Origin of the sequence: Picosynechococcus sp. NKBG042902 (assembly GCF_963864045.1) — a bacterium.
Lineage (GTDB): Bacteria > Cyanobacteriota > Cyanobacteriia > Cyanobacteriales > MRBY01 > MRBY01.
On sequence record NZ_CAWLTV010000069.1, the window covers coordinates 11,895 to 38,245 of the forward strand.

A 26,351-nucleotide genomic window follows, 5' to 3' on the forward strand; every position below is an offset into this window, starting at 1 on the left:
GCTTAGCTTGTCTGTTTCAGAAAAAGGCGATCGCCTATTCTGCTATTTCTTTCAACTCGGCAAAGCGTAACTTTGCGGATCGTGCCCGGGGATTTTGGTTGATTTCCGTTTCACTGGCAACCATCGGCTTTTTTGTTAAAACCCGCCAAATGTCCCGCTGCCGAAAAGCATTTTTGACGAGACGATCTTCTAAACTATGGAAACTAATAATCCCTAATCGGCCTTGGGGTTTAAGCCATTGGGGGGCATTGACTAATAGATATTGCAGCGCATCGAGTTCACCATTGACGGCAATACGTAATGCTTGAAAGACCCTTGTTGCCGGATGAATTTTCGCTTTTCTCGCCTTGGGATGATAGGTATAAAACACAATTTCTTCTAGTTCTTTAGTTGTCTGAATCGGGCGTTTCATGAATATTTTTTTCGCAATTTGTCGTGACAATCGTTCATCACCGTACTCATAGAATAAATTCGCCAACGCCTTTTCCTCATAGGTGTTGACAATATCCGCCGCTGTTAATGTCTGTTGCTGATCCATGCGCATATCCAAGGGGGCATCAAAACGAAAACTAAAGCCGCGATCGCCTTGATCAAATTGCACCGAACTCACCCCAAGATCGGCAATAATCCCATCAAATTTTTCTCCCTGGGGATTAAACTCGCCAAAATTTGACCGCACCGCCCGGAAGCGATCGCCAAAGGATTTTAATCGTTCTGACGCCGCGGCGATCGCCTGGCTATCCCGGTCTACCCCCGTCACCCGCACATCGGGATATTGCTGCAAAATCAATTCTGTATGGCCACCCCCCCCCAGAGTTACATCGAGGTAATGACCCCCTGGTTTTACTCCCAAGCCCGCTACCAACTCTTCTCGCAACACCGAAATATGCTTAAACTCTGCCGCCATGAATCCATCCAATAAAAAACAAAATCCCCCTATCACTGAGGGGGAACCCAAGGGCGATCGCCACTAAACCAGGACATTACATCCCCATAATTTCGTAGCCAGAATCCACATAGAGCACTTGACCCGTGACCCCACTCGAAAGATCACTACAGAGGAACGCCGCCGCATTACCCACTTCCTTTTGGGTTACAGTCCGACGCAGAGGAGCCGTTGCTTCCACATGGTGAATCATATCGAGAATGCCACCCACCGCCGAGGACGCCAAAGTCCGGATCGGGCCAGCCGAAATGGCATTCACACGAATATTACTGGGGCCGAGGTCTGCCGCTAGATAACGCACACTCATTTCAAGGGCTGATTTTGCCACACCCATCACATTGTAATTGGGGATGACTTTCACTCCACCCAAATAAGTCAGGGTCACAATGGCGCCCCCTTCGGTCATCACGGTTTTCGCCCCCCGGGCCAGACGCGTTAAAGAATAGGCACTAATGTCGAGGGCCGTATTAAACCCATCCCGTGAAGTATCACTAAAATCACCCGTCAAATCTTCGCGGTTCGCAAAGGCAAGGCAATGGATCAAAATATCTAACTTGCCCCACTCTTTTTTGACAGACTCAAACACTTGATCCACCTGGGCGTCATCTTGCACATTACAGGGGAGGAAAAGAGAAGGGTTGAGGGGCGCCACAAGCTCACCTACTTTTTTCTCAAACCGTCCCTTATCATCGGGGAGATAGGTAACCCCAATATTCGCCCCGGCGGCATGTAATTGTTGGGCGATCCCCCAGGCAATGGACTTATTATTTGCAATCCCAGTGACTAGGGCATTTTTTCCGGTTAAATCAAGCATATGGGTTCTCAAAAAGTATAAAAAATTAAAGCCAAGAAGCCAGCGTATATTATCTTCGCGCTCTGGTGACTTCGATGCAAACGGCTACTTTAGGGCAAATCAGGGAAAATTCTGCAAAATGCCTGGGAACTAACCCAGAAATCCATAATTATTTTGAAGCAAAAAGTACAAAATACTATACCAGAGTAAGATTTAGTTTAAGGGGAATGCTCATGGTCTCTGCACACTGAGCGCTGATATTTCACCCATCACGGTGGGGAACTGTTGCCCAACAGAATCTATGATGTACAACCCTGATTTCAACCAACCTCCTTTCTCTTCTGCCAATCCAGTGCCTGAACTACCTGCGACTCAAATTACAGACCTTGCGACAGCGTTTCGTCAGTTTCACAGTGGCCCCTTCCCACCTGTTGTGGAGAACTATGACCGGGGCAAGACGATCTTTTTTCCGGGGGACCCAGCGGAACGGGTTTATTTTCTTCTGAAAGGGGCTGTCCGTCTGTCTCGGGTCTATGAAGCGGGGGAAGAAATTACGGTGGCCCTGCTCCGGGAGAATAGTGTCTTTGGGGTTTTATCGCTACTCACGGGACAAAAGTCGGATCGCTTTTACCATGCGGTGGCTTTTACTCCTGTGGAACTGCTATCGGCTCCCATTGAGCAGGTGCAAAAGGCGCTTAATGAGCACCCAGAATTGGCGATGTTAATGCTAAAGGGGCTGTCGTCACGGATTTTACAAACGGAGATGATGATTGAAACCCTGGCCCACCGGGATATGGGCTCACGTCTGGTGAGTTTCTTGTTAATTCTCTGTCGAGATTTTGGGGTGCCGACCGATGAGGGGATTCGCATTGATCTCAAACTGTCCCACCAGGCGATCGCCGAAGCAATTGGTTCGACACGGGTGACAGTAACGCGCCTCCTGGGAGAACTCCGGGAACAGGACATGATTTCGATTTATAAGAAAAAATTACCGTCCATGACCCCGTAAACCTGAGTCAACAGTTCGCTTAACGCTAAAGTAGAGAAGTCATACTTGTGTGTTTGGATGTCACCTTTTTGTTAAATGACCAGTGCTTTTGTACTAATCTTTTCAGTTTTAATCTTGGGGGGCATCCTGGCGGCACTGGGCGATCGCCTTGGTAGTAAGGTTGGCAAAGCGCGGCTTACATTATTTAATCTGCGGCCAAAACAGACGGCGGTGGTCGTCACGGTAATGACGGGAACAGTGATCGCCGCCAGCACCTTGGGGTTATTGTTTGGCTTGAGCAAGTCCTTGCGCCAGGGGGTTTTTCAGTTGGACGAAATCCTCGCCCAGCGGCGGCAAGAGTTGATGGATGTGACGGCGGAAAAGGAAAAGATTGAAAAAGAGTTGCAGGCCGCGAGGGACGATCGCCTAGAAGCAGAACAAGATTTGCAGGAAATTGAAGCAAAATTTGAAACGGCCCAAACTCAACTAGCGGGTTTTCGGGAACAGGCCAGCGAACTTCAGGCTGATATTAATGCGCTCACCACAGAGCAAACGACCTTGCGGCAACAGCGCGATCGCCTCCAGGCCCAAAGTGAAACTCTCCGCGCCCAGCTCAACCAACAAAACACCATTATTGAGGAACGCTCCCAGCAGATTGAAGCCCTAGAAGCCCAACAAAGTGAGCTCCAAGCCGAGATCAACCAGCGCGATGGTCGCATTGCCCAACTCGACCAGGCGATCGCCCAAAAGGATCAAGTGCTCACGGGCCTAGAAAATCAGATTGGCTCCCTAGAACAGCAAATTGATATCCTCGAAGCCAACTACATCAATTTCCGGAGTGGGAATGTCGCCCTTACGACAGGGCAAGTTTTAGCCTTTGGGGTGGTGCGGATTATTGATCCCAAAGCAGCCAGCCAAGCCGTTGATCAGCTGCTCCGGGAAGCGAATCGCAACGCGATCATTGCCACCGGAGGCGTTAATCCTGACTTTGAGGCGCGGGTGGTGCAAATTACCAATGCCCAAGTGCAACAACTCCTAGGGCAAATTGCCGATGGTCGGGACTACGTGGTGCGCCTCCTGGCGGCGGGGAACTACCTCCAGGGGGAAGGTTCCGTCCAAGTGTTTGCGGATGTGACTTTAAATGAGCAGGTTTTTCGCGCCGGGGAAGTGATTGCCACTTTGTCCCTAGAGGAGCTGAGTGTACAAAATCCTACTGCGGCCCGGCGTCCAGTGGATTTTCTGTTGGGGGCAGCGCAATTTAGAGCGCGGCGAGCCGGGGTTCTCGGAGATATTCAAGTTAAAGATGGCAATGTCGGTCACATTATCAATTTTGTCGAAGCCCTCAACAACTCACCAGAACCCGTGACAGAAATTCGGGCGATCGCCATCGAAAATGGTTTTACGGCTGGCCCCCTCCGCTTAGAATTAGTGGGCCTCAGTAACGGTAGAATCGTCATCAGACAATAGGATAAGAAGAGTACATGAGCGTTTATCTTGGGTTTGACCCAGGCCGTGACAAATGTGGCCTTGCGGCGCTGGATGACCAAGGGCAATTGTTGAACCATGGCGTCATTGCGGCGGATCAAGCGCCCAACATCGCGAAAGAATGGTGCCAAAGGTATGGTGTTTCCCTGGTGGTCATGGGCAATCAAACGACGGCTAAAGAATGGCATCAAAAGCTCACCGCTGTTTTGCCCCCAGACATGGCGATCGCCTTTGTCAATGAACGCAATAGTACCCTCGAAGCCCGCGATCGCTATTGGCAGATGTATCCGCCCAATTTGTTCCAGAGATTGCTCCCCCAGGGAATGCGTTTACCTCCCCGACCGATTGACGATATTGTGGCGATTTTATTGGTTGAACGCTATCTCAACCCAGCCTAAACAGCAAAAAAGATGGGCCAGAATCCGACCCATCTCGACGATTGGGGTGTGAGCTTAACCTAGAGTTTCACGAAGTTGCTGTTTTGCAGTTTGGAGGGCTTCGGGTAATTTGCTGGCATCCCGTCCCCCGGCTTGGGCCAGGTTGGGACGACCGCCGCCGCCACCACCGCAGAGTTTGGCAATGCCGCCGATAAATTTACCAGCTTGTACTTTTTTGCCTTTGTAAATCCCTTCACTAAAGGCGGCCACCAGGGAAACCTTGCCGTCTTCTGGGGTTGAGCCTAAGACCACTGCTGCCTCACCCAGTTTTTGCTGGAGCCGTTCAGCCGCAGTTTGGAGGGCCTTTGCATCGAGATCGCCCATATTTTCCACGAGAATCTTAAATTCGCCGACGGTTTCCGCTTGGTTCACGAGGGCTTCGGATTTGGCGATCGCCAGCTCACCTTTGACCTTTTCTAGTTCCTTTTGGGTGTTGCGCAGTTCCGCCTGGATATTTTCTACCCGTTCGGTGATTTCTTCCGGTTTGGCTTTAAATTTATCGCCGAGGTCTTTGACCACCTGATCGCGCACCTTGAGGTATTCCAGTACTGCTGGGCCAGCCACAGCTTCAATGCGGCGGATCCCAGAAGAAATGCCCGTTTCAGAGATGATTTTAAACAGGCCAATTTCAGCGGTATTTTTCACGTGGGTGCCACCACAAAGCTCCATGGACACCCCAGGAAAATCCACAACTCGCACTTCTTCGCCATACTTTTCACCGAACATGGCGACGGCTCCCTTCGCTTTGGCCTCCGCAATGGGCATCACTGCCACTTGGCCTTCGTGGGCTTCGGCAATCCAGGTATTGATTTGGGCCTCAATTTGGGTCAATTCGGCAGCAGTTAACGCCCTGGGGCAATTAAAATCAAACCGCAGGCGATCAAAGTCCACCAAAGAACCCGCCTGGGAAATGGAGTCATCCACAATGTTTTTTAGGGCTGCTTGCAATAAATGGGTTGCGGTGTGATTCGCCTGGGCGCGACGACGACAGGCCCGATCAATGGTGGCATTAACTGTGTCGCCGACCGTTAAACTGCCCCGTTCCACCTTGCCATGGTGGACAAAGAAACCCGACTCTTTCTGGACATCGTTAATGCGGACGACGAGTTGATCGCCAGAAAAATAACCGCGATCGCCAATTTGTCCCCCAGACTCTGCGTAGAAAGGCGTTTGGTTACAAATTAGTTGCACCACTGCCCCGGCTTCAGCGGTTTCTACCCGGTGGCCATCTACGAGAACGGCTTCAATTTTGACCTGGGATTGCAGATCCGTATAGCCTAAAAACGCCGTCGGATGGATGTGTTCAGCCAATTCATCAAGGCTGCCTTGGACGGTGAGGTCAATGGTTTCGTGGGCGGCCTTAGAGCGTTCCTGCTGCTTTTTCATCTCCGCTTGATAGCCTTCAGCATCAACCGTTAAACCGTTCTCTTCGGCAATTTCTTGGGTGAGTTCAAAGGGGAACCCAAAGGTATCGAATAGCGTAAACGCATCGACCCCGGAAATTTGTTTTTCTTCCTTGGCGATAATATCTGCGAGGAGTTTTTCGCCCCGTTCGAGGGTCTTGAGGAAATTGTTTTCTTCCCGCTCCAATTCCTGTTTAATGAAACTTTCCCGTTCGCGGGTGTTGGGGTAGGCGGCTTCTGAGAGTTGAATCGCTGTTTCTGCTACCTGGTTAATAAAATTCCCATCAATGCCGATCAATCGACCGTGACGCACCACCCGTCGAATTAAGCGCCGCAGCACATAACCCCGATCCGTATTGGAGGCCGTAATCCCATCGGCAATCATGTGGACGACAGAACGCACATGGTCGCCAATCACTTTTAAGGAAACCTTTGTTTTTTCGTCGGCTTTTTCGTAGTGAATCCCGGCGGCTTTGGCGGCCGTTTCAATAATTGGAAAGATCAGATCTGTTTCGTAATTGTTGGGCACCCGTTGGAGGATTTGCGCCATGCGCTCCAAGCCCATCCCCGTATCAATATTTTTGTTTTGTAGGGGCGTTAAATGACCTTCGGCGTCGCGGTTATATTGCATAAAGACGAGGTTGTAATACTCGATAAATCGGGTATCGTCCTCTAGGTCAATGTTGTCATCGCCGAGTTCTGGCTTGAAGTCATAATAAAGCTCAGAGCAAGGCCCACAAGGCCCCGTTGGCCCGGATTTCCAAAAGTTATCTTCTTCTCCCATGCGGATGATGCGTTTGGGATTCACACCGACCTTGTCACGCCATATTTCAAAAGCTTCATCGTCTTCGCGGAACACACTGACGACAATATTTTTCGGGTCAAGCTGAAACACTTCCGTAGAGAGTTCCCAGGCCCAGGCGATCGCCTGCTCTTTGAAATAATCCCCGAAGCTAAAATTACCCAGCATTTCAAAGAAAGTATGGTGCCGGGCAGTGCGGCCCACATTTTCGATGTCATTGGTGCGGATACATTTCTGGGAGGTAGTAGCGCGGGGGCTGGGGGCGTCCTGCTGACCGAGGAAAATCGGCTTAAACGGCAACATTCCCGCAATGGTGAGGAGTACCGTCGGGTCTTCCGGCACCAAGGATGCACTGGGGAGGATGGGGTGTTGCCGCTGGTTGAAAAACTCTAGAAATTTTGACCGAATTTCACTTCCGCTCAGGACAAGAGGCACACTAGACATAGGAGTTACGAAAAATTTTTGCGCTACAAACTTTACTGTCTGTATTGTGACATTCTTTGCGGTGGATTCTTGGGGAAAACCTCAGAATCAGGCGATCGCCCTGAGAACTTTTATTTTCCCAAAAGGCGATCGCCCCTATGCAAGCAGGTTGTCAACCGATACCGTCACGTCGGGAAAACGAAGAGGGGAAATTAGGCCTGTCTTTAGCGTCTGCTCTGTCGTGTAGGAAGCATTTTGGAGATCTTTAAAGACGATTAACTGGTGATGCTGCAAGTCAATTACCCAATATTCTTGAATCCCAGCTTCCGCGTAAATGCTTTTCTTTTCGGTTAAATCTTTTGTGAGCGTGGCTTGGGCACATTCAATAAGCCAAAAAATATTTTCAGGGTGGGGGTGATGGTTCAGGTATTCCCGTCCTAAGGGCTGCACGATCGCCACATCGGGTTCCGGTTCAGAATTATTCGGTAACGTAATGGGATGGGCTTCACTGACCAGAGCGCGATCGCCCAATAATCCTCGTAAATAGTGACCAATACTACGGGTGTAATAAGCATGGGGTTCTCGCTCTGGCGCCATGACAACTAAATTCCCTCGGAGTAACTCCACCGCTTCATCAACAAAGAGACCCGCCTCAATTGCTTGATGGTAGTTTGCCACTGTCCACTTGTAGGTTGCCAGAGTCATCGGTGTTTAATCTCTGCGTTCTGTTTCGATTGTAGCTGGTACTTTAATCTCCACTTATAAATATTGAGGGCGATCGCCCCAGGAACTTTTGTGCTTCCAAACGGCGATCGCCCAAGTTGATCTTAAGTTTTGAGTCAGAGATTAAGCGGACTGGATTTTTGCGTCCTGTTGACCGCTTTGCAGGAGTTTAATGATTGCTGATTTTTCTAGCAGTCCCACGAGGGTGCCGTTGGTTTGGATAACCGCCAGGGCTTGTAGACCCTGTTGTTCAAGTTTGGCGGCCACATCTAGGAGGGACAAATCAGACTGGACTTGATTTTCCGCAGGCACAGATTTGATGAAATCACGCACCTGATTGTGGGGCCAGTCATTGGTGGGTACGGCGCGAAGAACATCAAGGTGCACTTCACCGAGCAGTTGACCTGTTTCGTCCTGGACTAGGAAGCGTTTCCACTGGTTACCAGAGCGAATCGCACTGTTTGCTAAATCCCGTAGCGTCGTTTCTGCGGAGATGATCGGACTGTCTTCAACCACTGCATCAGCCGCCGTTAAGCCAGAGAGGGCCGATTGAATGGTGGCAGATTGGGCAGAACGACCAGCGTTTTGGAGCAAGAACCAACCAATAATCAGTGTCCAGAAGCTACCCACATTAGAAATACCAAGGATAGATAATGCACCGAGAATAATCGCGGTCCAACCGATGAATTGACCGACACGGCTAGCCCAGATGGTGCCGGTAAAACGATTTCCTGTTAATTTCCAGACAATAGATTTAAGGACATTACCACCATCAAGGGGAAGACCTGGGATCATGTTAAAGGTGGCCAAGATTAGGTTGATGTAAGCCAACAATCCGGCGATCGCCGCTGGCGGCCCACTAAGAACACCGCTACCTGTTAAGAGAAAGAGTGCGATAAAGAGAGCCAAACTCACAAGTGGCCCTGCTACAGCAATCCAGAATGCACCACCGGGCGTTTTCGCTTCTTCATCAAGGTTGGCGAGTCCCCCGAAGAGAAATAGGGTAATAGAGTTGACGCCAATTCCCTGGCGAATCGCTGCATAACTGTGACCCAGTTCGTGGAGTAACACAGAGGCAAACAGGAGCAAACCTGCTACCAATCCTAAGATTAAGGCATTAATGCCGAGGCTTGGGAACTGAGATGCTAGGCCGCCGCCAAAGTTCAGGGTGACGAGTACCAGAACAATAAACCAAGAAATATTGATGTAGAAGGGGATGCCAAATAAATTCCCCACACGAAAATTGCCGTTCATGAATGAACCTCCCGAATCGTTGCTGAGGCCCAAAAAGACTTACGTTTAGCGCTATTGAAAACCTTTTTGTCCGCTTTCATTGTTTATATTGTAACAAAATGTAAAGTGCTTACTTTACTTACTGGGTAGTGAAACCCGCCGTTTTGGGTTCGGTTCACTCGGAATTGCTTGCTTTTGATGGTACTGGTTGAAAGAAAGGCGATCGCCTCTAAAGAAACAAAATTGTCATCCAATTCAACAATACTTAGACTTGATTCAATAGGTTCTGTAAGGGACTAAGAAAAGGATAATCTTGGGGAAAATCTACATCATATTCAAGTTGCATATTGGCCGCAGATTCCTGATAACAATCTAAATAAATTTCTTCGAGTAAATTACTTAAACTGGGGGAATCTGCTAATAAATCTTTAAGTTTTGATTGAGTTCTGCGAATCGTCCCCTCCCAACCGCGATAACATTCTGGCATGGGGACATAGTGGCGTTTTAAAAGATGCTCAAACAAAGTAATTAAGCGATTCTTCAGCTCACGTTTTTCTCGTTTACCCAAAGATTCTACCTCGTCGATTAAATGCTCTAAATCTAATGCCGAGAAATTTTGGGTTTTGAGTTGTTCAACAGTCTTCTCGATCCACAGCACAAAGTCATGATCATAAAGTACTTTATCCATCTCCATGAACCTCCTCAAAATGCCTCTCTAATCATCATAACGATAAACCCTAATTTGCATCGCATAGAATAGTGAAGTCATTCCTTGAGATTGGGCGATCGCCTCATGAAAACATTGATTCATCTCAAAATCGAGAAACTTCACGAAGCAGGGCAGGACTACTATTTGGCGACCAGTGAGGATGTACAGGGTTTAGTCGCCGAGGGGCAAACCATTGAGGAAGTGATTGAAATTGCCAGTGACTTAGCCAAAATGCTATTGGAACTGCATCAACAGAATGAACAACCACCCGCCTTGCCGAATACATTCCAATATCCACTGATTTTAGAAGTTTAATGGGTCGTTTATCAGGATTTTCCTATCGAGAAGTCACCAAAAAGCTCCGTCGAGCAGGCTTTGAATTCTATCGCAGTGGTAAGGGTGACCATGAAATTTGGTTTAATCCAGCGACAAAACACACTACAACAATCCCACACCATAAAACCATTAAAGAGGGAACATTACGCGCCATCCTGCAACAAGCACAGATTCCCGTAGAAGACTTCCTTAATCTTTAACTGCCGCTCGTCTCCTGAAGCCTTACAATAACGCTGTTACAGAAAGAATCGACGTAAAACTATGACCACTTGCCCCTTCACCCCCGAAGAAATTGCAGCCGAAGGCATCAAACCCGAAGAATACGAAGAAATTGTGAGCCGTCTCGGTCGTCACCCCAACAAGGCTGAACTGGGGATGTTTGGCGTGATGTGGTCGGAACATTGTTGTTATAAAAATTCCCGCCCGTTGCTGTCTGGTTTCCCCACGAAAGGCGATCGTGTCCTCGTCGGCCCCGGTGAAAATGCGGGCGTGGTCGATATGGGGGATGGTCTGCACCTCGCCTTTAAGATCGAATCCCATAACCACCCATCGGCGATCGAACCCTTCCAAGGGGCAGCAACCGGGGTCGGCGGCATTCTCCGCGATATCTTCACGATGGGGGCGCGTCCCATTGCCTTGTTAAATTCTCTACGCTTCGGCACCCTCGACAATGCCCAAACTCGCCGCATCTTTCAGGGAGTTGTGGAAGGGATTAGCCATTATGGAAACTGTGTGGGTGTGCCAACGGTGGGCGGTGAAGTCTATTTCGATAAAGCTTATTCTGGCAATCCCCTCGTCAATGCGATGGCGTTGGGCTTGATGGAAACCGAGGAAATTATTAAATCGGGCGCCTATGGCATTGGTAATCCCGTTCTCTATGTCGGCTCCACCACCGGACGGGATGGCATGGGGGGCGCAAGTTTCGCCAGTGCCGAATTAACCGATGAATCCATGGACGATCGCCCTGCGGTTCAGGTGGGGGATCCCTTTACCGAGAAATCCCTGATTGAAGCCTGTCTCGAAGCCTTTAAAACGGGGGCAGTGGCAGCGGCGCAGGATATGGGGGCGGCGGGTTTAACCTGTTCGACAGCGGAAATGGCGGCTAAAGGTGGGGTCGGTGTGTTGCTCGATCTCGATAAAATTCCGGTGCGAGAAACGGGCATGGTTCCCTATGAATATTTACTCTCGGAATCCCAAGAACGGATGCTTTTTGTTGCCCACCAAGGACGGGAACAGGAGTTAATTGATATCTTCCATCGTTGGGGTTTACAGGCGGTTGTTGCTGGGGAAGTGATCGCGGAACCCATCGTGAAAATCATGTTTAAGGGTGAAGTAGCCGCAGAAGTTCCGGCAACGGCGCTGTCAGATAATACGCCCATTTATCATCGGGAATTGATGGCAGAAGCTCCCGAATATGCACAAACCGCTTGGGCTTGGTCGGTGGATTCTTTGCCGAATTGTGATGTTAATGGCATCGCCGAAAAATCTTGGAATGAGATTTTATTAACCCTGTTAGATGTGCCAACCATTGCCTCGAAAAAGTGGATTTATCGCCAGTATGATCACCAAGTGCAAAACAATACGGTGATCTTCCCCGGTGGCGCAGATGCCGCTGTGGTGCGGGTTCGTCCGGTCAATGGTAAGCCCGATGCGTCAACAATTGGTGTGGCGGCTTGTACCGATTGTAATCCCCGTTATGTGTATTTAAATCCGTTGGAAGGGGCAAAGGCGGCGGTCGCTGAAGCAGCTAGAAATTTAAGTTGTGTCGGCGCAGAACCCTTAGCAATTACGAACAATTTAAACTTTGGTAGTCCCGAAAAATCTGTGGGTTATTGGCAGTTGGCGAATGCTTGTAAAGGGATTGCGGAAGCCTGTCAGGAATTGGATACACCCGTTACTGGTGGTAATGTTTCCCTCTACAATGAAACCCTTGATAGTGATGGCAAACCAACCCCTATTTATCCGACTCCAGTAATCGGGATGGTGGGACGAGTTGAACATATTAACAAAGTCTGTGGTTTGGCCTTCCAAGATGTTGGGGATAAGGTCTATCTCCTTGGTACTCAGGCAACAACAACCCTCGGCGGTTCGGAATATCTAAATACGATTCACAACACCGTCGCGGGTATTCCGCCCCAAGTGAATTTTGAGCTAGAGAAAGCCGTCCAAAAAACCGTTCGGGAGGCGATCGCCGCTGAATTGTTAAGCTCTGCCCATGACCTTGCGGAGGGTGGTTTAGCCGTTGCCCTTGCGGAATGTTGTATCGGTGGGAATCTCGGCGCAACCGTTGAAATTGCTGGCACTGACCGTCTCGATGCCATCCTATTTGGCGAAACCTGCGGCAAGATTATTGTCTCTGTTGCTCCCGACAAACAAGTCCAATTTGAAGCCCATCTCAATCAATCTTTGGCGGACAATTGGCAGGCGATCGGTTCCGTTAGCGACACCAATCAGTTACAAATTACCATCAATAATCAGGCAGTAATTGCTGTTTCTGTTGACGACATGACCACCAATTGGAGTGAGGCGATCGCCCGTCGTTTACATCCGTAATCTAGTTAACTGATTACAATAGAAAGTACAAATCCAGTGGGTAAGGCTAATGACAACAATGACCCTTGCGCTAGAACCCGTTTTCACCTTAAGCAATGAACAATTTCAGCAACTTTGTCTGGTTAATCCAGAGCTTCAACTGGAACGTACAGCTAAAGGAGAATTGGTCATTATGCCTCCCACTGGTGGCGAAACTGGGCGGCAAAACGCCAACCTAATTTTTCAAGTACAACTCTGGAATCACAAATGGGAACCTCGAAAAATTCAAAATTTCGCTAGATCAGCAACCTATCCTCGTTGTTTCAGACTCAAAAAATCGTCAAAAAAGCAATTAATCGAGGTTTCCAAATATCAATTAGGAGAAGTTTTCGATGCCTCAACGGGTTTTATTTTGCCCAATGGTGCGACCCGTTCTCCTGATGTTTCTTGGCTTGAAAAATCTCGTTGGCAAGCATTAACAACCGATCAGCGAGAAAAATTTGTTTCCCTCTGTCCTGATTTTGTCACTGAGTTAGTTTCGCCTAGCGATGCTGTCCAAAAAACAAGGGATAAAATGGAAGAATATCGAGACAATGGTTGTAGTTTTGGGATATTAGTTAATCGCAAGGAAAAACAAGCAGAACTCTATATTGCTGATTGCGAGCCTCAAACTTTATCTCTACCTCGTAAAATTTTGGGTATCAATATCTTCAAAGATCTTGTACTAGATTTAACATGATTGATTGGCGATCGCCTTTTTAACGAAGATTAGAGATGGCTTTAAAATCCCCCAAGGTTACTGTTCGTCCGGGAAGCCGCCAACTTCATTAAGATTTTTCCCTTGCTTTTCTCGTATTCTTTTTTCAAAGTTTGCTTACTCACCACGGGATTACTGGCAGGCAATCGCTGGCCTAAATCCGCCCAGCGGGTAAGCTGTTCCCGTTGCTTCAGGGAAATTGTCGCCTGGGTAATGTGAAAATACCGCTGGGGTTGTCCCAAGGCAAAAAGCAGAATTCGATAGTTCCCTTGGCTGGCTAAGAGACGCGCCATCTGTTGGCCGATCTTCGTTTTCAAGTCCAGATAGCAAGGCAACCAACGGGCTCCTTCACTGCTGTTGTACAGCACCGTGATCCACAACAACATCGGATGGGGAGCCTCAATGAAGAGAAATTGATTATAACGGGTATCAAAACGGCGTTTGCCCAACTCCTCAGCTTCTAACATCGCCCAAAGACTGGCGATCGCCGTCGGTTCAGCCGGTAAAATCCGTGGGAAAACAATCTTATTTTGGGGTTTATCCGCTGGCCAGGACTGGGCCGCACAAATGGTATCGCTAAAGGTTGTATTTAGTTTGTCTGTAGGCCTTCCCTGGCGATTTACCGTTGAATTACGAAAGCTGGGGGCTGTGGTGGCATTGTTAATCCGGGTCGGATCATTGGGGCCAGCCACTGGAGATGTTGCTTGGAAATTTTGCAGATTTTGGGATGTGGTAAAAAAAGATTTCCTGGTTTCTGCGGCTTGTTGTTCGTAATATTTGGCGATGGGGGCCATAGCTTGCCAAATATCATTGACGGTCTGGGGGCGATCGCGCGGACTTTTCGCCATACAACACATGATAATTTCAGCCAGAGGAGCCGGAATCCGCAGACTTTTATCAAAGGGAATTGGTGGTGTGTCATGGTGTGCCCGGTACCAACCCCCAAAGGAATTATTTTCAGGCATCACGGGCATATCCCCCGTGAGCATCTCGTACATCGTAATCCCCAGGCTATAGATATCAGAGCGTTGGTCTAATTCCTTGCCTTCCATTTGCTCTGGAGAACAGTAGGCGAGGGTGCCCATAAACGATTGGGTCTGGGCGGCTCCGGCTTGGCTGAGGCGTGCAATCCCAAAATCCAGAATTTTTACCAATTCCCCTAGGGACGCATCCTGCATGATCAGAATATTGCTGGGTTTAATATCCCGGTGAATAATTAAACATTGTTCCCCCTTGAAGGTAATCCCTTGGTGGGCTGCTTCCATTCCCAAACATATTTGCCGCACGACTTGAAAAAAACGCGGTAAACCGAGGGTAGCATGGGCAATAATATCGCTTAGACTTTCCCCCTCTAAATATTCCATGACATAAAAGGGCACATCCTGGTCATCGACGCCATAGTCTTTTACCCGCACGATATGGATGCTTTTTTCACTCAGGAGAGCGCAAATGGTTGCCTCCCGCTCAAAGCGTTGGCGCATTTTGTCGTTAAGCAAGGTCTGGGCTAGAAACTTTACGGCGACCGTGACTCCCCCTAGGACTGTATCTTCACCCCGGTAGACACGCCCCATAGCCCCCTGGCCTACGAGGTCTACCAAGCGATAACGGCCGGCGAGAAGGCGATTGATATTGGGATCGGTAGTCATAGTTTGGGGTGGACGAACAAAACAATCAAAACAACAGGAGACCGGACAAAACTTAAAAGATTAAAGCTATTAAAGCTGACGGAGGAGAGTCCCTTCAATGGTACTGGTGAGGTAATGGCCGGCGAGGATGCCCCCGGAGTAGCGATATTCATCGTCGTTAATCTGGTAGAACATTTCAAAGCCACTGCGCCGTTGGCGATCGCCAAGCACCCAGTATCGCTGAACGATTGATTCTGAGCCAACCCAACCTTCTCCTTCCACCCGTCCCAAAATACTTTGTTGCAATACATAGGTATATTGTCGCTCACCGCTATCTAAACGCCCTTTGTATTGATAGGAAATTTCGGGGCGATCGCCGTCTTGAAACGTTAACTTTGTCACCATCGTAAACCAATTATTTTGGCCCCAAGCAACAATTGTTTTACCCCGAATGAGAATGGGGGGCTGATTTCGTTCGATCCAACTACCATTTAACGTCCAGCGACCTGCTTCCAACAAAAAACTATGGGCCACAATGTATCTTGCTCCTTGGGACTACGAGACGAATCAATGTCATTTGACCCTGTTCTAGTTGACCAAAAACCTTGATCACACACAGTGGGGATTCGTGACGAAACCTCCTTCTATTGTAAGGAGTTCTGCCCCATTCCGAAAAAGCCAGAGACCCGCTTTACTAGATTGTTAACGATCGAAATATTAAAGACTAGAAAAAACCCTAGGCGATCGCCTAGGGAAAAATTACACAGTAGAGGACGCTTACGGGCAAAACTAAATGCTTTGGGGCCTAGATGCTAAATGATCTAACGGAAGAGATCGGTGTTGAGTCTGAGGCCATTGTTGCTTGGGTTCGGATTCGACTGGCCTGCCGCACGACCCTGGGTTAAATATTCTCCGGTACCACCATCGGCGGGATCGAGGAAGGGCTTGAGGCTAATACCACTGTTTGAGTAACCTTGGGCTACGGGACTAGGGGTAGAGGTAGAGCGGCCGCCAAAAATACTTTGGAGTTGTCCCAGGAGGCTATTGGTCGAGCCAGTGCCCATGAAGGTATTGACCCCACGGGTTTGGAAACCGCTGTCGGCACTGAGGAGATTATCGAATACTTGATCCCGTGTGGCGATCGCATTTTGGCCCCGGGGCACCGTAAAGACGATTTGGCAGGTGGGATTCAGTTCGGTGGTCACACAAACGATATCGTAACCATTTTCGCGGCCAGTGGTGAGCTCGACGAGACCATCACCCCGGTACAGTTCCAAGCGGCGGGCAATTTCTTCACAGCGACGCTCTGCATTCCAACCGCCTCCCATGGTGCGGGGAATCGCCCAAGGATAAACTTCCCCCGGACGACTTTCGGGCTGGTACATTACGGTGTATTGTCCCTGATCGTACTGACACACAAAACGGCGATCGCCAGAATTGTAGATCACATCACCAGGCGTATTCCCCGCATTGGAATCTGTGTCCACAACAATGTCCGGCGGTACCTGGGCGATCGCACTGCTGGCGGCAAACCCTAAAATTTCTAAGCCGACAATACCGATTTTTAACCAAGTTCGAGTGTGCAAACCTTTACTCATCTTCAAATTTCTCGTGCGTCACAGTGAATTTTAGGGGGATCCTATGGGTTTTGATGACGGGATAAGCTGACTTTAGGTTCCCCTTGTCGGCCGGAAAATGGATGTGATATATTTACTGAGCTAATTAATTTTGCGGACGTGGCGGAATTGGTAGACGCGCTAGATTTAGGTTCTAGTGTCCTAGACGTGAGAGTTCGAGTCTCTCCGTCCGCATTCACAAAAAAGGTTCCTGGGGTTTGGAGTGATGGCACTTTCCCACACTGAATTTGAGCAGGCGATCGCCCAAGTGGAAGCTGACCTTGCCGCCCTAAAAGACCGTCACGCCCAGGTCAAGGCCGCCGAAGCCCGCATCGTAGAACTTAGAGTAGAACAAGAGAATCTCCAGGCAGAGCCAGAAACGATCCAAAAACAAGCCTCCCTCAAAACAGAACTCAACCTCATTGCCGCCGAAATCGCGAAGTTAGAACTGCAACTCGAAAGTCAGTTGCTCAAGTGGCAGGAACCCTTTTGGCAAATTGTTCGGTTCACAGGGGTGGGCATTTTATTAGGCTGGATTCTTAAATCGTTTACGGTTTAGGGTTTCAATCCCCTTGTGGTCGCCCTGGATAAAGCGGGCGTACCAGTACCGGCGCATAAAAATCTTCCTGGGAAAGCACCACCTTTGATTTAGCTGACAACAGAAGTAAAGCCCAAAAGATCCCGACCTTTTCGTGGCGATGTTTTTTGGCGGTGATCTCCTGGGGGAAAAATTCGTTGGCTTCTTTGTAGGCGATCCATTGACGGATTAAATCGTCTAATGCAAACACCACGGGGGTTTCTGGATCAGGGGGCATCTGGGTCTGGAAAAATTGTTCTAGCTGGGCAGCCAATTCCGTGAGATTTTCATCATGGGCCAACTGGGTAATCTGTTTAATGGCCGCTTTATTGGACAGTTTATGTGGCGTTTTGAGGCGTTTTTTGGGGGTGTGATCTTCGATTTCGTTGGCAATTTGCTGGATTTGCTCAATAAATTCCTGGAGGGTGACCCGCCGCCGTTTTGGGGGAGGTGCCGTAGCCCGCCGCCGGAGTCTTTTTTCCAGCTTGAGGGGGAGTCGTTCCGTATCGCTTGCGTCCCAATCTTCGTAGAATTCTTCTTCCTGAACCTCTGCTTCAATGGCCGTTAAACTTTCGAGGGTGTCGGCCTTGAGGAGGACAAGTTTGGAGGCCCATAAGAAAGTTTGACCCGACTGGGGTAGGTCGGCCTCCCTCAGCATTGGGTCTGTATCCCCGGCGAGACCTAGTTCACTGAGGAACTGATCAATGACATCGATGACCTGCACATCCCAGGGATCAATTTCTCCCTGTTGGGCTAGTTCAATGAGGGTGGCGATCGCCGCTTGGGGTTGGGTGGCCATGGTTGCATCAAAGGGTCAAAAATCAGGCCGTTTGCTCAGGTTGAGACTCTTCTGGGGATGCTTCAGCGGGTTTCTGGGTGTCCACCGTATCAGTAGAAGTTTCAGGTTCAGGCACCGTTTTGTTTTCGGTAGACGCGGTCGTCACACTGGGGGAATCTGCCGATGATTCCGCGGCGTTTTGTTGGGCGGTCTGCAGTTCAGCCAAAGCTTTTTCCAATTCCTCAATTTTTTGACTCTGGAGCTTCAGTTCCCGTTGGGCTTTCCATGATTCAATTTGCCGCTGCAACTGATCCCACAGGCTAAACATCCAGGCTAAAATCGCCCCTGTGCCCACCGCCAGCAGGAGTTCGATGGAGAGGGGTGCTTCGGCTTGGAATCCCGGAATGATGTTAATCCCGACGGGTTGCGTATTTTCGATACTAAATAGCGCTAGGGCTAAGCACAGGGCAAAAAACAATAAAAAATTCAGTTGCCGCATGATCTCTCCACAGGATGCATCGCGTGGCGGATCTCGATGGCGATCACCAACACACCCCCTAGGATATCGTAATTGTTCCAACCCCAAAAAATTGCCCCAAATATTGTTGGGGCCGCCGGATGATAAAAGTGATAATTGCGATCGCCTGGGCTTAAGCCAGGGACATTTTGGTGCCACCCACAGCATCCCCAAGGCTCACATTTACCCCAGAATAAACAGTGCCTCGACGGGCATCAATGGAGATAATCGAGCCATCCCGAATTAACTGAGTTGCTTCCTTAAAACCGACAATCACCGGAATACCCAACCGCATCCCCAAAGTTGCCGCGTGACAATTTTGATTTGGTTCTTCGATCACGATGCCGCTGGCCTTACGGATCATTTCCACATAGGCCGCATCCGTAGACCGAGCAACGAGAATTTCTCCTGGGCCAAAATCATTGATATCTTCACTTTGATTCACGACCCGGGCACGACCACTGGCCGCCCCTTGACCAATGCCAATGCCTTCTCCGAGCACCGCCTGCACCATTTCGACTTTGATGAGATCTGTAGAACCAGACACCCCTTGGAGCGTCCCCGCTGTCATGATCACCAAGTCCCCTTCATGGAGAAAACCGCTCTCCTGGGCCACATTAATCGCCGCCTTAAAAGTTTGGGTCGTTGACGGAGAATCCATAACAAGGAGTGGCTTTGCCCCCCAGACCAACTGGAGACGACGGGCCACATCCACATGGGGGGTGACAGCAAGAATCGGCGTTGCTGGGCGAAATTTAGAGACGTTTCGGGCCGTTGCTCCAGACTTGGTGAGGGTCATGATCGCCGTTGCATCTAACTGTCCAGCAATGTGGCTGACGGCGGCAGAAATAGCATTGGGAATCGATTTTTTATCAGAAGGTTGTTTTTGAATGCCGTCGGGTTCCTTTTCGATGCGCTTGGCGATGGTTGCCATGGTCGCCACAGCTTCTACGGGGAATTCACCCACAGCAGTTTCGTTAGAAAGCATCACCGCATCGGTACCATCCAAAATCGCGTTGGCCACATCGGAAACTTCGGCGCGGGTGGGGCGAGGATTACTCACCATGCTATCGAGCATCTGGGTGGCGGTAATCACAGGAATCCCGAAGCGGTTGGCAGTGGCAATGAGTTTTTTCTGGAGAATGGGCACGTCTTCGGCGGGCAGCTCGACCCCAAGATCCCCCCGGGCGACCATAACACCATCGGAAAGGGACAGAATAGCCTCCATCTGTTCGATCGCCTCGTGTTTTTCGATCTTGACGATCACAGGGACATTTTTCCCGGCATTGGCGATGAGCTCTTTGATTTCCAGGACATCCTGGGGATTGCGCACAAAACTGAGGGCGACCCAATCGACCCCTTGGTCGAGGCCAAACATGAGATCTTCGCGGTCTTTATCGGTGAGGGCTTTGACGGAGAGATAGACCCCAGGAAAATTGACCCCTTTGTTATTGGAGAGTTTGCCACCGACGACCACGCGGCAGTGGAGATTTTTTGCGGCAATATCGACCCGTTCGACCTTCATTTCTACCTTGCCATCGTCGAGGAGGATGGTGGAGCCTTCGGGAACTTCTTCCGCTAGCTTGTCGTAGCTGACGTAGCCCACTTCTTGGGTACAGGGCACCTCACGACTTGTGATGATGTAGGGATCGCCGTTTTTGAGGGTGATAAAGTCGCTCTCATAGCGACCGAGGCGAATTTTTGGCCCCTGGAGATCTTGGAGAATGCCAACGGGTTGATTCAGTTCAAAGGCGGTTTGTCGAATCAGACGAATATTGCGTTGGTGGTCATCATGGGTACCATGGGAGAAATTTAGCCGTAGAGTAGTTGCCCCTGCTTCGATGATTTCCCGGAGAACGTCTGGTTTGCTAGTCGCAGGGCCAATGGTGGCGACGATCTTGGTGCGGCGGGGCATTTCTCTAGAGGGCATAGTGAACTTTCTCGGGTCAGTTGGGAAAACAAGCCTCATATTATCCCAAAAGTTGACGTTTCTTTCTATACGTGGCAGGGGAGTTCTGGGAGATTTTGGGAATCTCGATGGGATCTGCTCTAGGGTCTGTCGGTGGAAGCTTTTGGTGAACAAGGGGGAAGCCAGAGAATCTTCCCCTTATTTTTGTGGTTTTCCTTCAGGTCTCAGGTGTCTAAATAGTTAGCGGCGATCGCCGTGGGGATCATCGGTAACATCGGCAGTACACAGATTAATCCCTGTTGCCAGGTGAGGGGAGCTGTCTGAAAGAGTTGATTCATCAGGCCCCATTGACTAAAGGCAACCTGCAAAGCGACGGCGACGGCAATGCCAACCAACAGGAGCGGGGCTTGGATGATGGTTTTTGTTTGGCCGCTGATGTAGCGAAGGAGGCTACGGCCTAGTTGACTGATGCTCAGTAAATAGATGATCCGAGCGGCAACGAGGGCTTGGATCGCCATGGTGCGGGCGAGGGCTAAATCGCCGGTGCTGGTTTTGATCCATTCAAAAATGCCAAAGATCAGAATCCAGTTAAAGATGGAAATAATCCCGATCCGTCGCAGCAGCTTGGGGGTGATCAGGGGTTCGTTGGGATTGCGGGGGGGCGATTGCATAATCCCGGCGGGCTTGGCTTCAAAGGCGAGGGGCACAGTCATGGTGATCGAGTTGATCATATTCAGCCACAGCACCTGCAAAGACAGAATGGGCAAATCCCGCGCCAACAAGACACTGATCAAGATTGTCATGGATTCACCGCCATTGACGGGCAAGAGGAAGGCGATCGCCTTGCGGAGATTGCGGTAAACGGTGCGTCCTTCTTCGACGGCAGCTTCAATGGAGGCAAAATTATCATCGGTGAGCAGCATATCGGCGGATTCCCTGGCCACCTCGGTGCCGCCTTTACCCATGGCAATGCCAATATCGGCTTGTTTGAGGGCTGGGGCATCGTTCACGCCATCGCCCGTCATCGCGACGATATCGCCTTTTTTCTGGAGGGCTTCGACGAGGGCAAGTTTTTGGGCTGGGGCAACCCGGGCAAAGACCGACCCAGTTTCGGCGGCCTCGGCCAGACTTTGAGGATCCATTTTTTCGAGGTCTTGACCCTCAAAGGCAATGACTGTTTCTCCGGTGCGAATTCCCATGCGTTGGGCGATCGCCTTGGCGGTGGCAATGTGATCACCGGTGATCATCTTGACGTTAATTCCTGCTGTTTGGCAGGCATGGACAGCGGCGATCGCCTCCGGTCGGGGGGGATCAATCATTCCCTGGAGCCCTAAAAACTCAAGACCTGTGGTGAGATCCTCATGGTCAACGCTGTGTTGGTGACTGCTCACCTCTTTTTTCGCAAAGGCGAGAACCCGTAATCCTTTGGTGGCCATGGTCTCTACTACGGCTTCAATGGCTGCAGGATCGAGGGCGATCGCCTGACCATCGTCCAATAACATCGTTTCACAGCGGCGCAATAGCGATTCCACTGACCCCTTCACATAGATTGTTCGCCCCGCGCCATCATTGAGTGTCGCCATGTACTGATATTCCGACTCAAAGGGAATCGAATCGAGTCGGGGCCGTTGAGCGTCTAAACCCACCTGACTGAGACCCGCCTTGGCCGCTGCGGTAATCAGGGCTCCTTCCGTTGGATCGCCCACCACAGACCAATCATCGCCCGTTTGTTTCAGTTGGGAATCGTTGCAGAGCAACCCTGCGGTGAGACATTCTGCCAGGACTGGGGGCAGGGTTTCAAAGCTGGCATCCCCATCATCACCGGTTGCGGCCAGGTAAACTTCTCCCTTCGGACTGTAGCCACTGCCACTCACTTTGAAATGGACATTCCCGGCATAGATCGCCTGGACAGTCATCTGATTTTCCGTGAGGGTGCCCGTTTTATCAGAACAGACCACCGTGGCACTACCGAGAGCTTCTACGGCGGGTAATTTACGAATAATGGCGTGACGGCGGGCCATCCGGTTCACCCCAATCGCCAAGGTAATCGTCACTACGGCGGGTAATCCTTCGGGAATCGCACTCACGGCCAGGGCTACGGCAGCTTCAAACATCTCGGCGAGATCGCCCCCCCGGCCCCAACCAATGGCAAAGGTGAGGGTCGCCAGGGTCAAAATCACATACAGCAGAGAATGGCTAAATTTGGTGAATTTTCGGGTCAGTGGTGTGGTTAAACTGACCTGCTTCTCCATGGATTGGGAAATCTGCCCCATTTCTGTCTGATTGGCGATCGCCACGACGATACCTGTACCCTGACCAAAGGTGACAAAGCTTCCCGCATAGGCCATATTGCGGCGATCGCCTAAGGGCGTATCTAGGGGTAAAAGACCTAACTTTTTCTCGACGGGCACCGCTTCCCCCGTCAGAGCTGACTCATCAACTTGGAGGTTCCGCACCTTGAGCAACCGCAAATCCGCCGGGACTTTATCCCCGGAAGCCAACAGCACAATATCGCCAGGCACCAAATCCCGTGACGGGATCCGCAGAGTATTGCCTTCCCGCAGGACCATTGCTTCGGTGGTGACTGCTTTGGCGAGGGAGGCGATCGCCCCTTCCGCCTTAGCCTCTTGGATATAGCCAATCACCGCATTAATGAAAGTGACTCCCCAGATAACCCAAGCATTCGTCCAGGAACCCAAGGCCGCCTTAATACTTCCGGCGATGATTAAGATGTACAGAAGCGGCTGGTGGAACTGCAACAAAAAACGTAACCAAGCGGGCTTACCGCCTCGAAATTGCAACTCATTCCAACCATACTGCTCGTAACGCTGGGCCACTGCCTCTGGCGATAATCCCCGTTCTGCATCGCTCTTTAGGGATTGAATTAATTCGGCCTCTGATTGGGTATGGCAGGGAGGAAGTGATGATGACACTGGCATAACTTAAGCTTAAAAATTAACCTGCAAATTTGATCCTCCAAATTCTAGCAATTTAGTTTTATAAAATTACGTAGTTAAATTATTAAATTTTCCTTGAAAAATCCAATTTTCAACTTGTCAATAATTTCTTTGTGGACTTTTTTGTTGTCAAATCCTCAGTGATAAAGCCTGTTCGGTTTCTTTGAAGCTAATTTTTGAAAATCCCAAAAAGTGATTTCTTTTTATCTTTTTATTGCCAATTAAGTTATTGAGCCCCCTTGTTTTTTTAAGGAGAAAAGTTGGCTGCCGACAACATTTTGACCAGGCCCCCGATTCTAAAATGGCAGCAAGTAATCCATAATGGGCGATGGTTCATTCCATTAGCTGTCACGAAAAACTCAAAATAACCATGCGCCTTTCCCAAAGTCTGTTCGTTACCCTCCGAGAAGATCCCGCCGATGCGGAGATTCCTAGCCACAAGCTCCTGCTGCGGGCCGGCTATATCCGGCGGATTGGGCGGGGGATTTATGCTTATCTACCGTTGATGTGGCGCGTGCTCCAGAAGGTATCCCAGATTGTCCGGGAAGAGATGAATGCCACCGGTGCCCAGGAAACCCTGTTACCCCAGTTGCAACCCGCAGAGATTTGGCAAGAATCGGGCCGTTGGGATACCTATACCCAGGCAGAAGGGATTATGTTTTCCCTGCGCGATCGCCTGGATGGAGAGTTGGGTTTAGGACCGACCCACGAGGAAGTGATTACCACCATTGCCAAGGACATGATTCGCTCCTATCGGCAGTTGCCCCAGCATTTGTACCAGATTCAGACGAAATTCCGCGATGAAATTCGACCCCGGTTTGGCTTGATGCGCGGGCGGGAATTCATCATGAAAGACGGCTACTCGTTCCATGCTTCTGAGGAATGCCTCAAAAAAACCTACGCAGACATGGATCAAGCGTATCGTAATATGTTGCGTCGCTGTGGTCTACAATTCCGGGCGGTAGAAGCCGACTCCGGGGCCATTGGTGGTTCTGGTTCCCAGGAATTTATGATCCTCGCCGATGCCGGGGAAGACGAAATTCTCTACACCGAAGACGAAAAGTACGCCGCGAATACCGAGAAAGCCGTGTCTCTGCCCGTTGAGGCGATCGCCTCTCCTTTCAACAGCTTTGAAAAGCGCGAAACCCCAAACACAGCTACCATCGAATCCCTGTGTAAGTTCCTAGATTGTTCCCCCACCTGTGTCGTTAAAAATGTCCTTTATCAGGTGGTTTATAACAATGGCAAAATAGTTTTAGCTTTGATCTCAATTCGGGGCGATCAAGATGTCAACGAGGTTAAGTTGCAGAATGAGTTGACAAAATTAGCGTCTAATTACGATGCAAAAACTGTCATTTCCTTAACGGTACCCGATGTCGAAGCCCAACAAAAATGGGCCGCAAAAGCATTACCTTTGGGCTACATCTCCCCGGCGTTAGCAGATGATTGTATTGCTAAAAATAAAGCGGTTTCAGGCGAATTTTTACGCTTCGTTGATCCCACTGCGGCGACATTGGAAAACTTTGTCACGGGTGCTGATGAAACAAATTACCACGTCCTTGGTGCAAATTGGGGTACAGAGTTTAAGCTACCGGCCTTGCAAATAGATGTGCGGTTAGCAAAGACAGGCGATCGCGCTGTCCATGATCCGACCCAAATCCTCCAAACAGCGCGGGGCATCGAAGCGGGCCACATTTTCCAACTGGGGACAAAATATTCCGAGGCTATGGGGGCCACCTTTACCGACGAAAATGGTAAAGAACAACCCCTGGTGATGGGCTGTTATGGGGTTGGCGTTTCCCGGCTGGCTCAAGCAGCAGTGGAGCAATCCTACGATGAAAATGGCATTATCTGGCCCGTGGCGATCGCCCCCTACCATGCTGTGGTAGTCGTGCCCAATGTTAAGAGTGAAGAACAGATGGCAGCCGCAGAAAAACTCTATGCCGATCTCAACGCCGCTGGAGTTGAAACCATCCTTGATGACCGCAACGAACGGGCCGGGGTGAAGTTTAAGGATGCAGAACTGATTGGCATTCCTTTCCGGGTTGTCACAGGGAAATCCCTCAAGGATGGCAAGGTGGAAGTGGTGCGCCGCAAAGAAGGCGATTGCCAAGATCTTGATCTCGATGCTGTGGTTGCGACCTTAAAAAATTGGGTCGAAGCCGCATGCCAGTAAGCCCCTGGGGAATCGTTATAATGGCCCTAGGGTTAAGCGATTTCCCCTTTTTTAGCCATGGTTCAAACGCCTAGGATTCCCGACATCACCTACGACCAAGATTATCAACTTTGGCTGCAACAGACCCTCGAAAAATTGCGCCTCCGGGATTCTATTTCATCGATTGGGAACATCTAATCGATGAAATAGAATCGATGGGTAAACGCGATCGCCACCGCCTCAAGAGTAATTTGATCATTTTGTTGATGCACTTACTGAAGTGGGACTTTCAGGCAGAGAAACATTCTGGTAGCTGGGAGTCAACGATCATTGAGCACCGTCGCCGCATTATTGACGAGTTAGAAGATTCTCCGAGTCTGCGGCCCTATTTACAGCAGATTTTAGCCTCTGCCTACACCACGGCACGGCAACGGACAAAGGCAGAAACAGGTTTATCCCAAGACAGCTTTCCCCAGGAATCTCCCTACGATCTAGAACAGATTCTTGGTTTGGGTTAAGCCATTATAATCTCCATTTTTGTGAACCAAAACCAGCAAATTTACGTCAAAAATTGTGACTCAGGGTTTAGTAATGGCGGGGAAACCTCACCTAAACCGGGAGAATTCAATTGCTAAGATTGACGATAAAAC

22 protein-coding genes, 1 tRNA gene and 1 pseudogene are annotated in these 26,351 nt (G+C 49.8%); 11 read left to right on the forward strand and 13 right to left on the reverse strand.

The genetic code is table 11. The features are described 5' to 3' along the window. Positions 1–34 precede the first annotated feature (34 nt). Together rsmH and fabI are read right to left on the reverse strand one after the other, a co-directional pair. Positions 35–907 carry a 16S rRNA (cytosine(1402)-N(4))-methyltransferase RsmH gene (gene rsmH / locus AACR41_RS08165; protein WP_030006947.1) on the reverse strand — a complete coding sequence of 291 codons (873 nt, stop codon included), beginning with the start codon at positions 905–907 and terminating at the stop codon, positions 35–37. Positions 908–983: 76 nt separating this feature from the next. After that, a complete protein-coding gene (fabI, locus tag AACR41_RS08170) occupies positions 984–1,760 on the reverse strand; it encodes an enoyl-ACP reductase FabI (protein ID WP_012307288.1) in 777 nt (258 codons plus the stop codon). A 283-nt stretch (positions 1,761–2,043) separates the two neighbouring features. Here fabI and ntcA point away from each other — a divergent pair. The 3 genes and pseudogenes from ntcA (at position 2,044) to AACR41_RS08185 (ending at position 4,610) form a co-directional block, all read left to right on the forward strand. Further along, positions 2,044–2,771 (forward strand): annotated as a pseudogene (gene ntcA / locus AACR41_RS08175) (global nitrogen regulator NtcA). A gap of 52 nt (positions 2,772–2,823) precedes the next feature. Beyond that, a complete protein-coding gene (locus tag AACR41_RS08180) occupies positions 2,824–4,194 on the forward strand; it encodes a DUF3084 domain-containing protein (protein WP_012307286.1) in 1,371 nt (456 codons plus the stop codon). Positions 4,195–4,208: 14 nt separating this feature from the next. After that, complete coding sequence (locus tag AACR41_RS08185) at positions 4,209–4,610, forward strand: pre-16S rRNA-processing nuclease YqgF (RefSeq protein WP_030006948.1); 402 nt, start codon at positions 4,209–4,211, stop codon at positions 4,608–4,610. A 54-nt stretch (positions 4,611–4,664) separates the two neighbouring features. On the opposite strand, the gene alaS is transcribed toward AACR41_RS08185, so the two are convergent. From alaS to AACR41_RS08205, 4 genes are all read right to left on the reverse strand, one after another. Beyond that, a complete protein-coding gene (gene alaS / locus AACR41_RS08190; RefSeq protein ID WP_030006949.1) occupies positions 4,665–7,298 on the reverse strand; it encodes an alanine--tRNA ligase in 2,634 nt (877 codons plus the stop codon). A gap of 135 nt (positions 7,299–7,433) precedes the next feature. Continuing rightward, positions 7,434–7,982, reverse strand: coding sequence for a Uma2 family endonuclease (locus AACR41_RS08195; RefSeq protein WP_030006950.1), 549 nt, complete (start codon positions 7,980–7,982; stop codon positions 7,434–7,436). Positions 7,983–8,123: 141 nt separating this feature from the next. Next, complete coding sequence (locus tag AACR41_RS08200; RefSeq protein ID WP_030006951.1) at positions 8,124–9,254, reverse strand: site-2 protease family protein; 1,131 nt, start codon at positions 9,252–9,254, stop codon at positions 8,124–8,126. 244 nt (positions 9,255–9,498) lie between these two features. Next, complete coding sequence (locus AACR41_RS08205) at positions 9,499–9,927, reverse strand: DUF29 domain-containing protein (protein ID WP_030006952.1); 429 nt, start codon at positions 9,925–9,927, stop codon at positions 9,499–9,501. 99 nt (positions 9,928–10,026) lie between these two features. Between AACR41_RS08205 and AACR41_RS08210 the strand changes: the two genes are divergently transcribed. The 4 genes from AACR41_RS08210 to AACR41_RS08225 all read left to right on the forward strand — a co-directional run bounded on the left by AACR41_RS08210 (position 10,027) and on the right by AACR41_RS08225 (position 13,549). Then, positions 10,027–10,257, forward strand: coding sequence for a type II toxin-antitoxin system HicB family antitoxin (locus tag AACR41_RS08210; protein ID WP_012307281.1), 231 nt, complete (start codon positions 10,027–10,029; stop codon positions 10,255–10,257). Next, a complete protein-coding gene (locus AACR41_RS08215; RefSeq protein ID WP_030006953.1) occupies positions 10,257–10,478 on the forward strand; it encodes a type II toxin-antitoxin system HicA family toxin in 222 nt (73 codons plus the stop codon). The genes AACR41_RS08210 and AACR41_RS08215 overlap by 1 nt, the downstream gene beginning before the upstream one ends. Before the next feature lie 61 nt (positions 10,479–10,539). Further along, positions 10,540–12,831 carry a phosphoribosylformylglycinamidine synthase subunit PurL gene (gene purL / locus AACR41_RS08220; RefSeq protein ID WP_030006954.1) on the forward strand — a complete coding sequence of 764 codons (2,292 nt, stop codon included), beginning with the start codon at positions 10,540–10,542 and terminating at the stop codon, positions 12,829–12,831. A 49-nt stretch (positions 12,832–12,880) separates the two neighbouring features. After that, the gene (locus tag AACR41_RS08225; protein WP_030006955.1) at positions 12,881–13,549 is read left to right on the forward strand and encodes a Uma2 family endonuclease; all 669 of its coding nucleotides are present in this window, start codon (positions 12,881–12,883) and stop codon (positions 13,547–13,549) included. 41 nt (positions 13,550–13,590) lie between these two features. On the opposite strand, the gene AACR41_RS08230 is transcribed toward AACR41_RS08225, so the two are convergent. From AACR41_RS08230 to AACR41_RS08240, 3 genes are all read right to left on the reverse strand, one after another. After that, positions 13,591–15,213, reverse strand: a complete 1,623-nt coding sequence (locus AACR41_RS08230; protein ID WP_030006956.1) for a serine/threonine protein kinase — start codon at positions 15,211–15,213, stop codon at positions 13,591–13,593. A 69-nt stretch (positions 15,214–15,282) separates the two neighbouring features. Further along, positions 15,283–15,726 (reverse strand): hypothetical protein, encoded by a 444-nt coding sequence (locus tag AACR41_RS08235; protein WP_012307276.1) that lies wholly within the window; start codon positions 15,724–15,726, stop codon positions 15,283–15,285. 287 nt (positions 15,727–16,013) lie between these two features. Next, positions 16,014–16,790: a COP23 domain-containing protein gene (locus AACR41_RS08240; RefSeq protein WP_030006957.1), complete on the reverse strand. Its 777-nt coding sequence runs from the start codon at positions 16,788–16,790 to the stop codon at positions 16,014–16,016. A 132-nt stretch (positions 16,791–16,922) separates the two neighbouring features. Between AACR41_RS08240 and AACR41_RS08245 the strand changes: the two genes are divergently transcribed. Together AACR41_RS08245 and AACR41_RS08250 are read left to right on the forward strand one after the other, a co-directional pair. Next, positions 16,923–17,003 (forward strand) — tRNA-Leu (locus AACR41_RS08245). Positions 17,004–17,034: 31 nt separating this feature from the next. Next, entirely contained in the window at positions 17,035–17,367 is a 333-nt protein-coding gene (locus tag AACR41_RS08250) for a hypothetical protein (RefSeq protein WP_030006958.1), read from the forward strand. Between the two features lie 4 nt (positions 17,368–17,371). Here the strand turns inward: AACR41_RS08250 and AACR41_RS08255 are convergent, their stop codons facing one another. The 4 genes from AACR41_RS08255 to AACR41_RS08270 form a co-directional block, all read right to left on the reverse strand. Then, entirely contained in the window at positions 17,372–18,184 is an 813-nt protein-coding gene (locus tag AACR41_RS08255; RefSeq protein WP_030006959.1) for a segregation/condensation protein A, read from the reverse strand. 22 nt (positions 18,185–18,206) lie between these two features. Then, positions 18,207–18,662, reverse strand: coding sequence for a LapA family protein (locus tag AACR41_RS08260; protein WP_030006960.1), 456 nt, complete (start codon positions 18,660–18,662; stop codon positions 18,207–18,209). A gap of 151 nt (positions 18,663–18,813) precedes the next feature. After that, the gene (gene pyk / locus AACR41_RS08265; protein WP_012307271.1) at positions 18,814–20,610 is read right to left on the reverse strand and encodes a pyruvate kinase; all 1,797 of its coding nucleotides are present in this window, start codon (positions 20,608–20,610) and stop codon (positions 18,814–18,816) included. A gap of 203 nt (positions 20,611–20,813) precedes the next feature. After that, positions 20,814–23,528, reverse strand: a complete 2,715-nt coding sequence (locus tag AACR41_RS08270; RefSeq protein ID WP_030006961.1) for a cation-transporting P-type ATPase — start codon at positions 23,526–23,528, stop codon at positions 20,814–20,816. A 388-nt stretch (positions 23,529–23,916) separates the two neighbouring features. Here AACR41_RS08270 and proS point away from each other — a divergent pair, with 388 nt between their 5' ends. Together proS and AACR41_RS08280 are read left to right on the forward strand one after the other, a co-directional pair. Next, the gene (proS, locus tag AACR41_RS08275; protein WP_030006962.1) at positions 23,917–25,722 is read left to right on the forward strand and encodes a proline--tRNA ligase; all 1,806 of its coding nucleotides are present in this window, start codon (positions 23,917–23,919) and stop codon (positions 25,720–25,722) included. Between the two features lie 194 nt (positions 25,723–25,916). Then, a complete protein-coding gene (locus AACR41_RS08280) occupies positions 25,917–26,219 on the forward strand; it encodes a DUF29 domain-containing protein (protein WP_200870496.1) in 303 nt (100 codons plus the stop codon). The last annotated feature ends 132 nt before the right edge of the window (positions 26,220–26,351 follow it).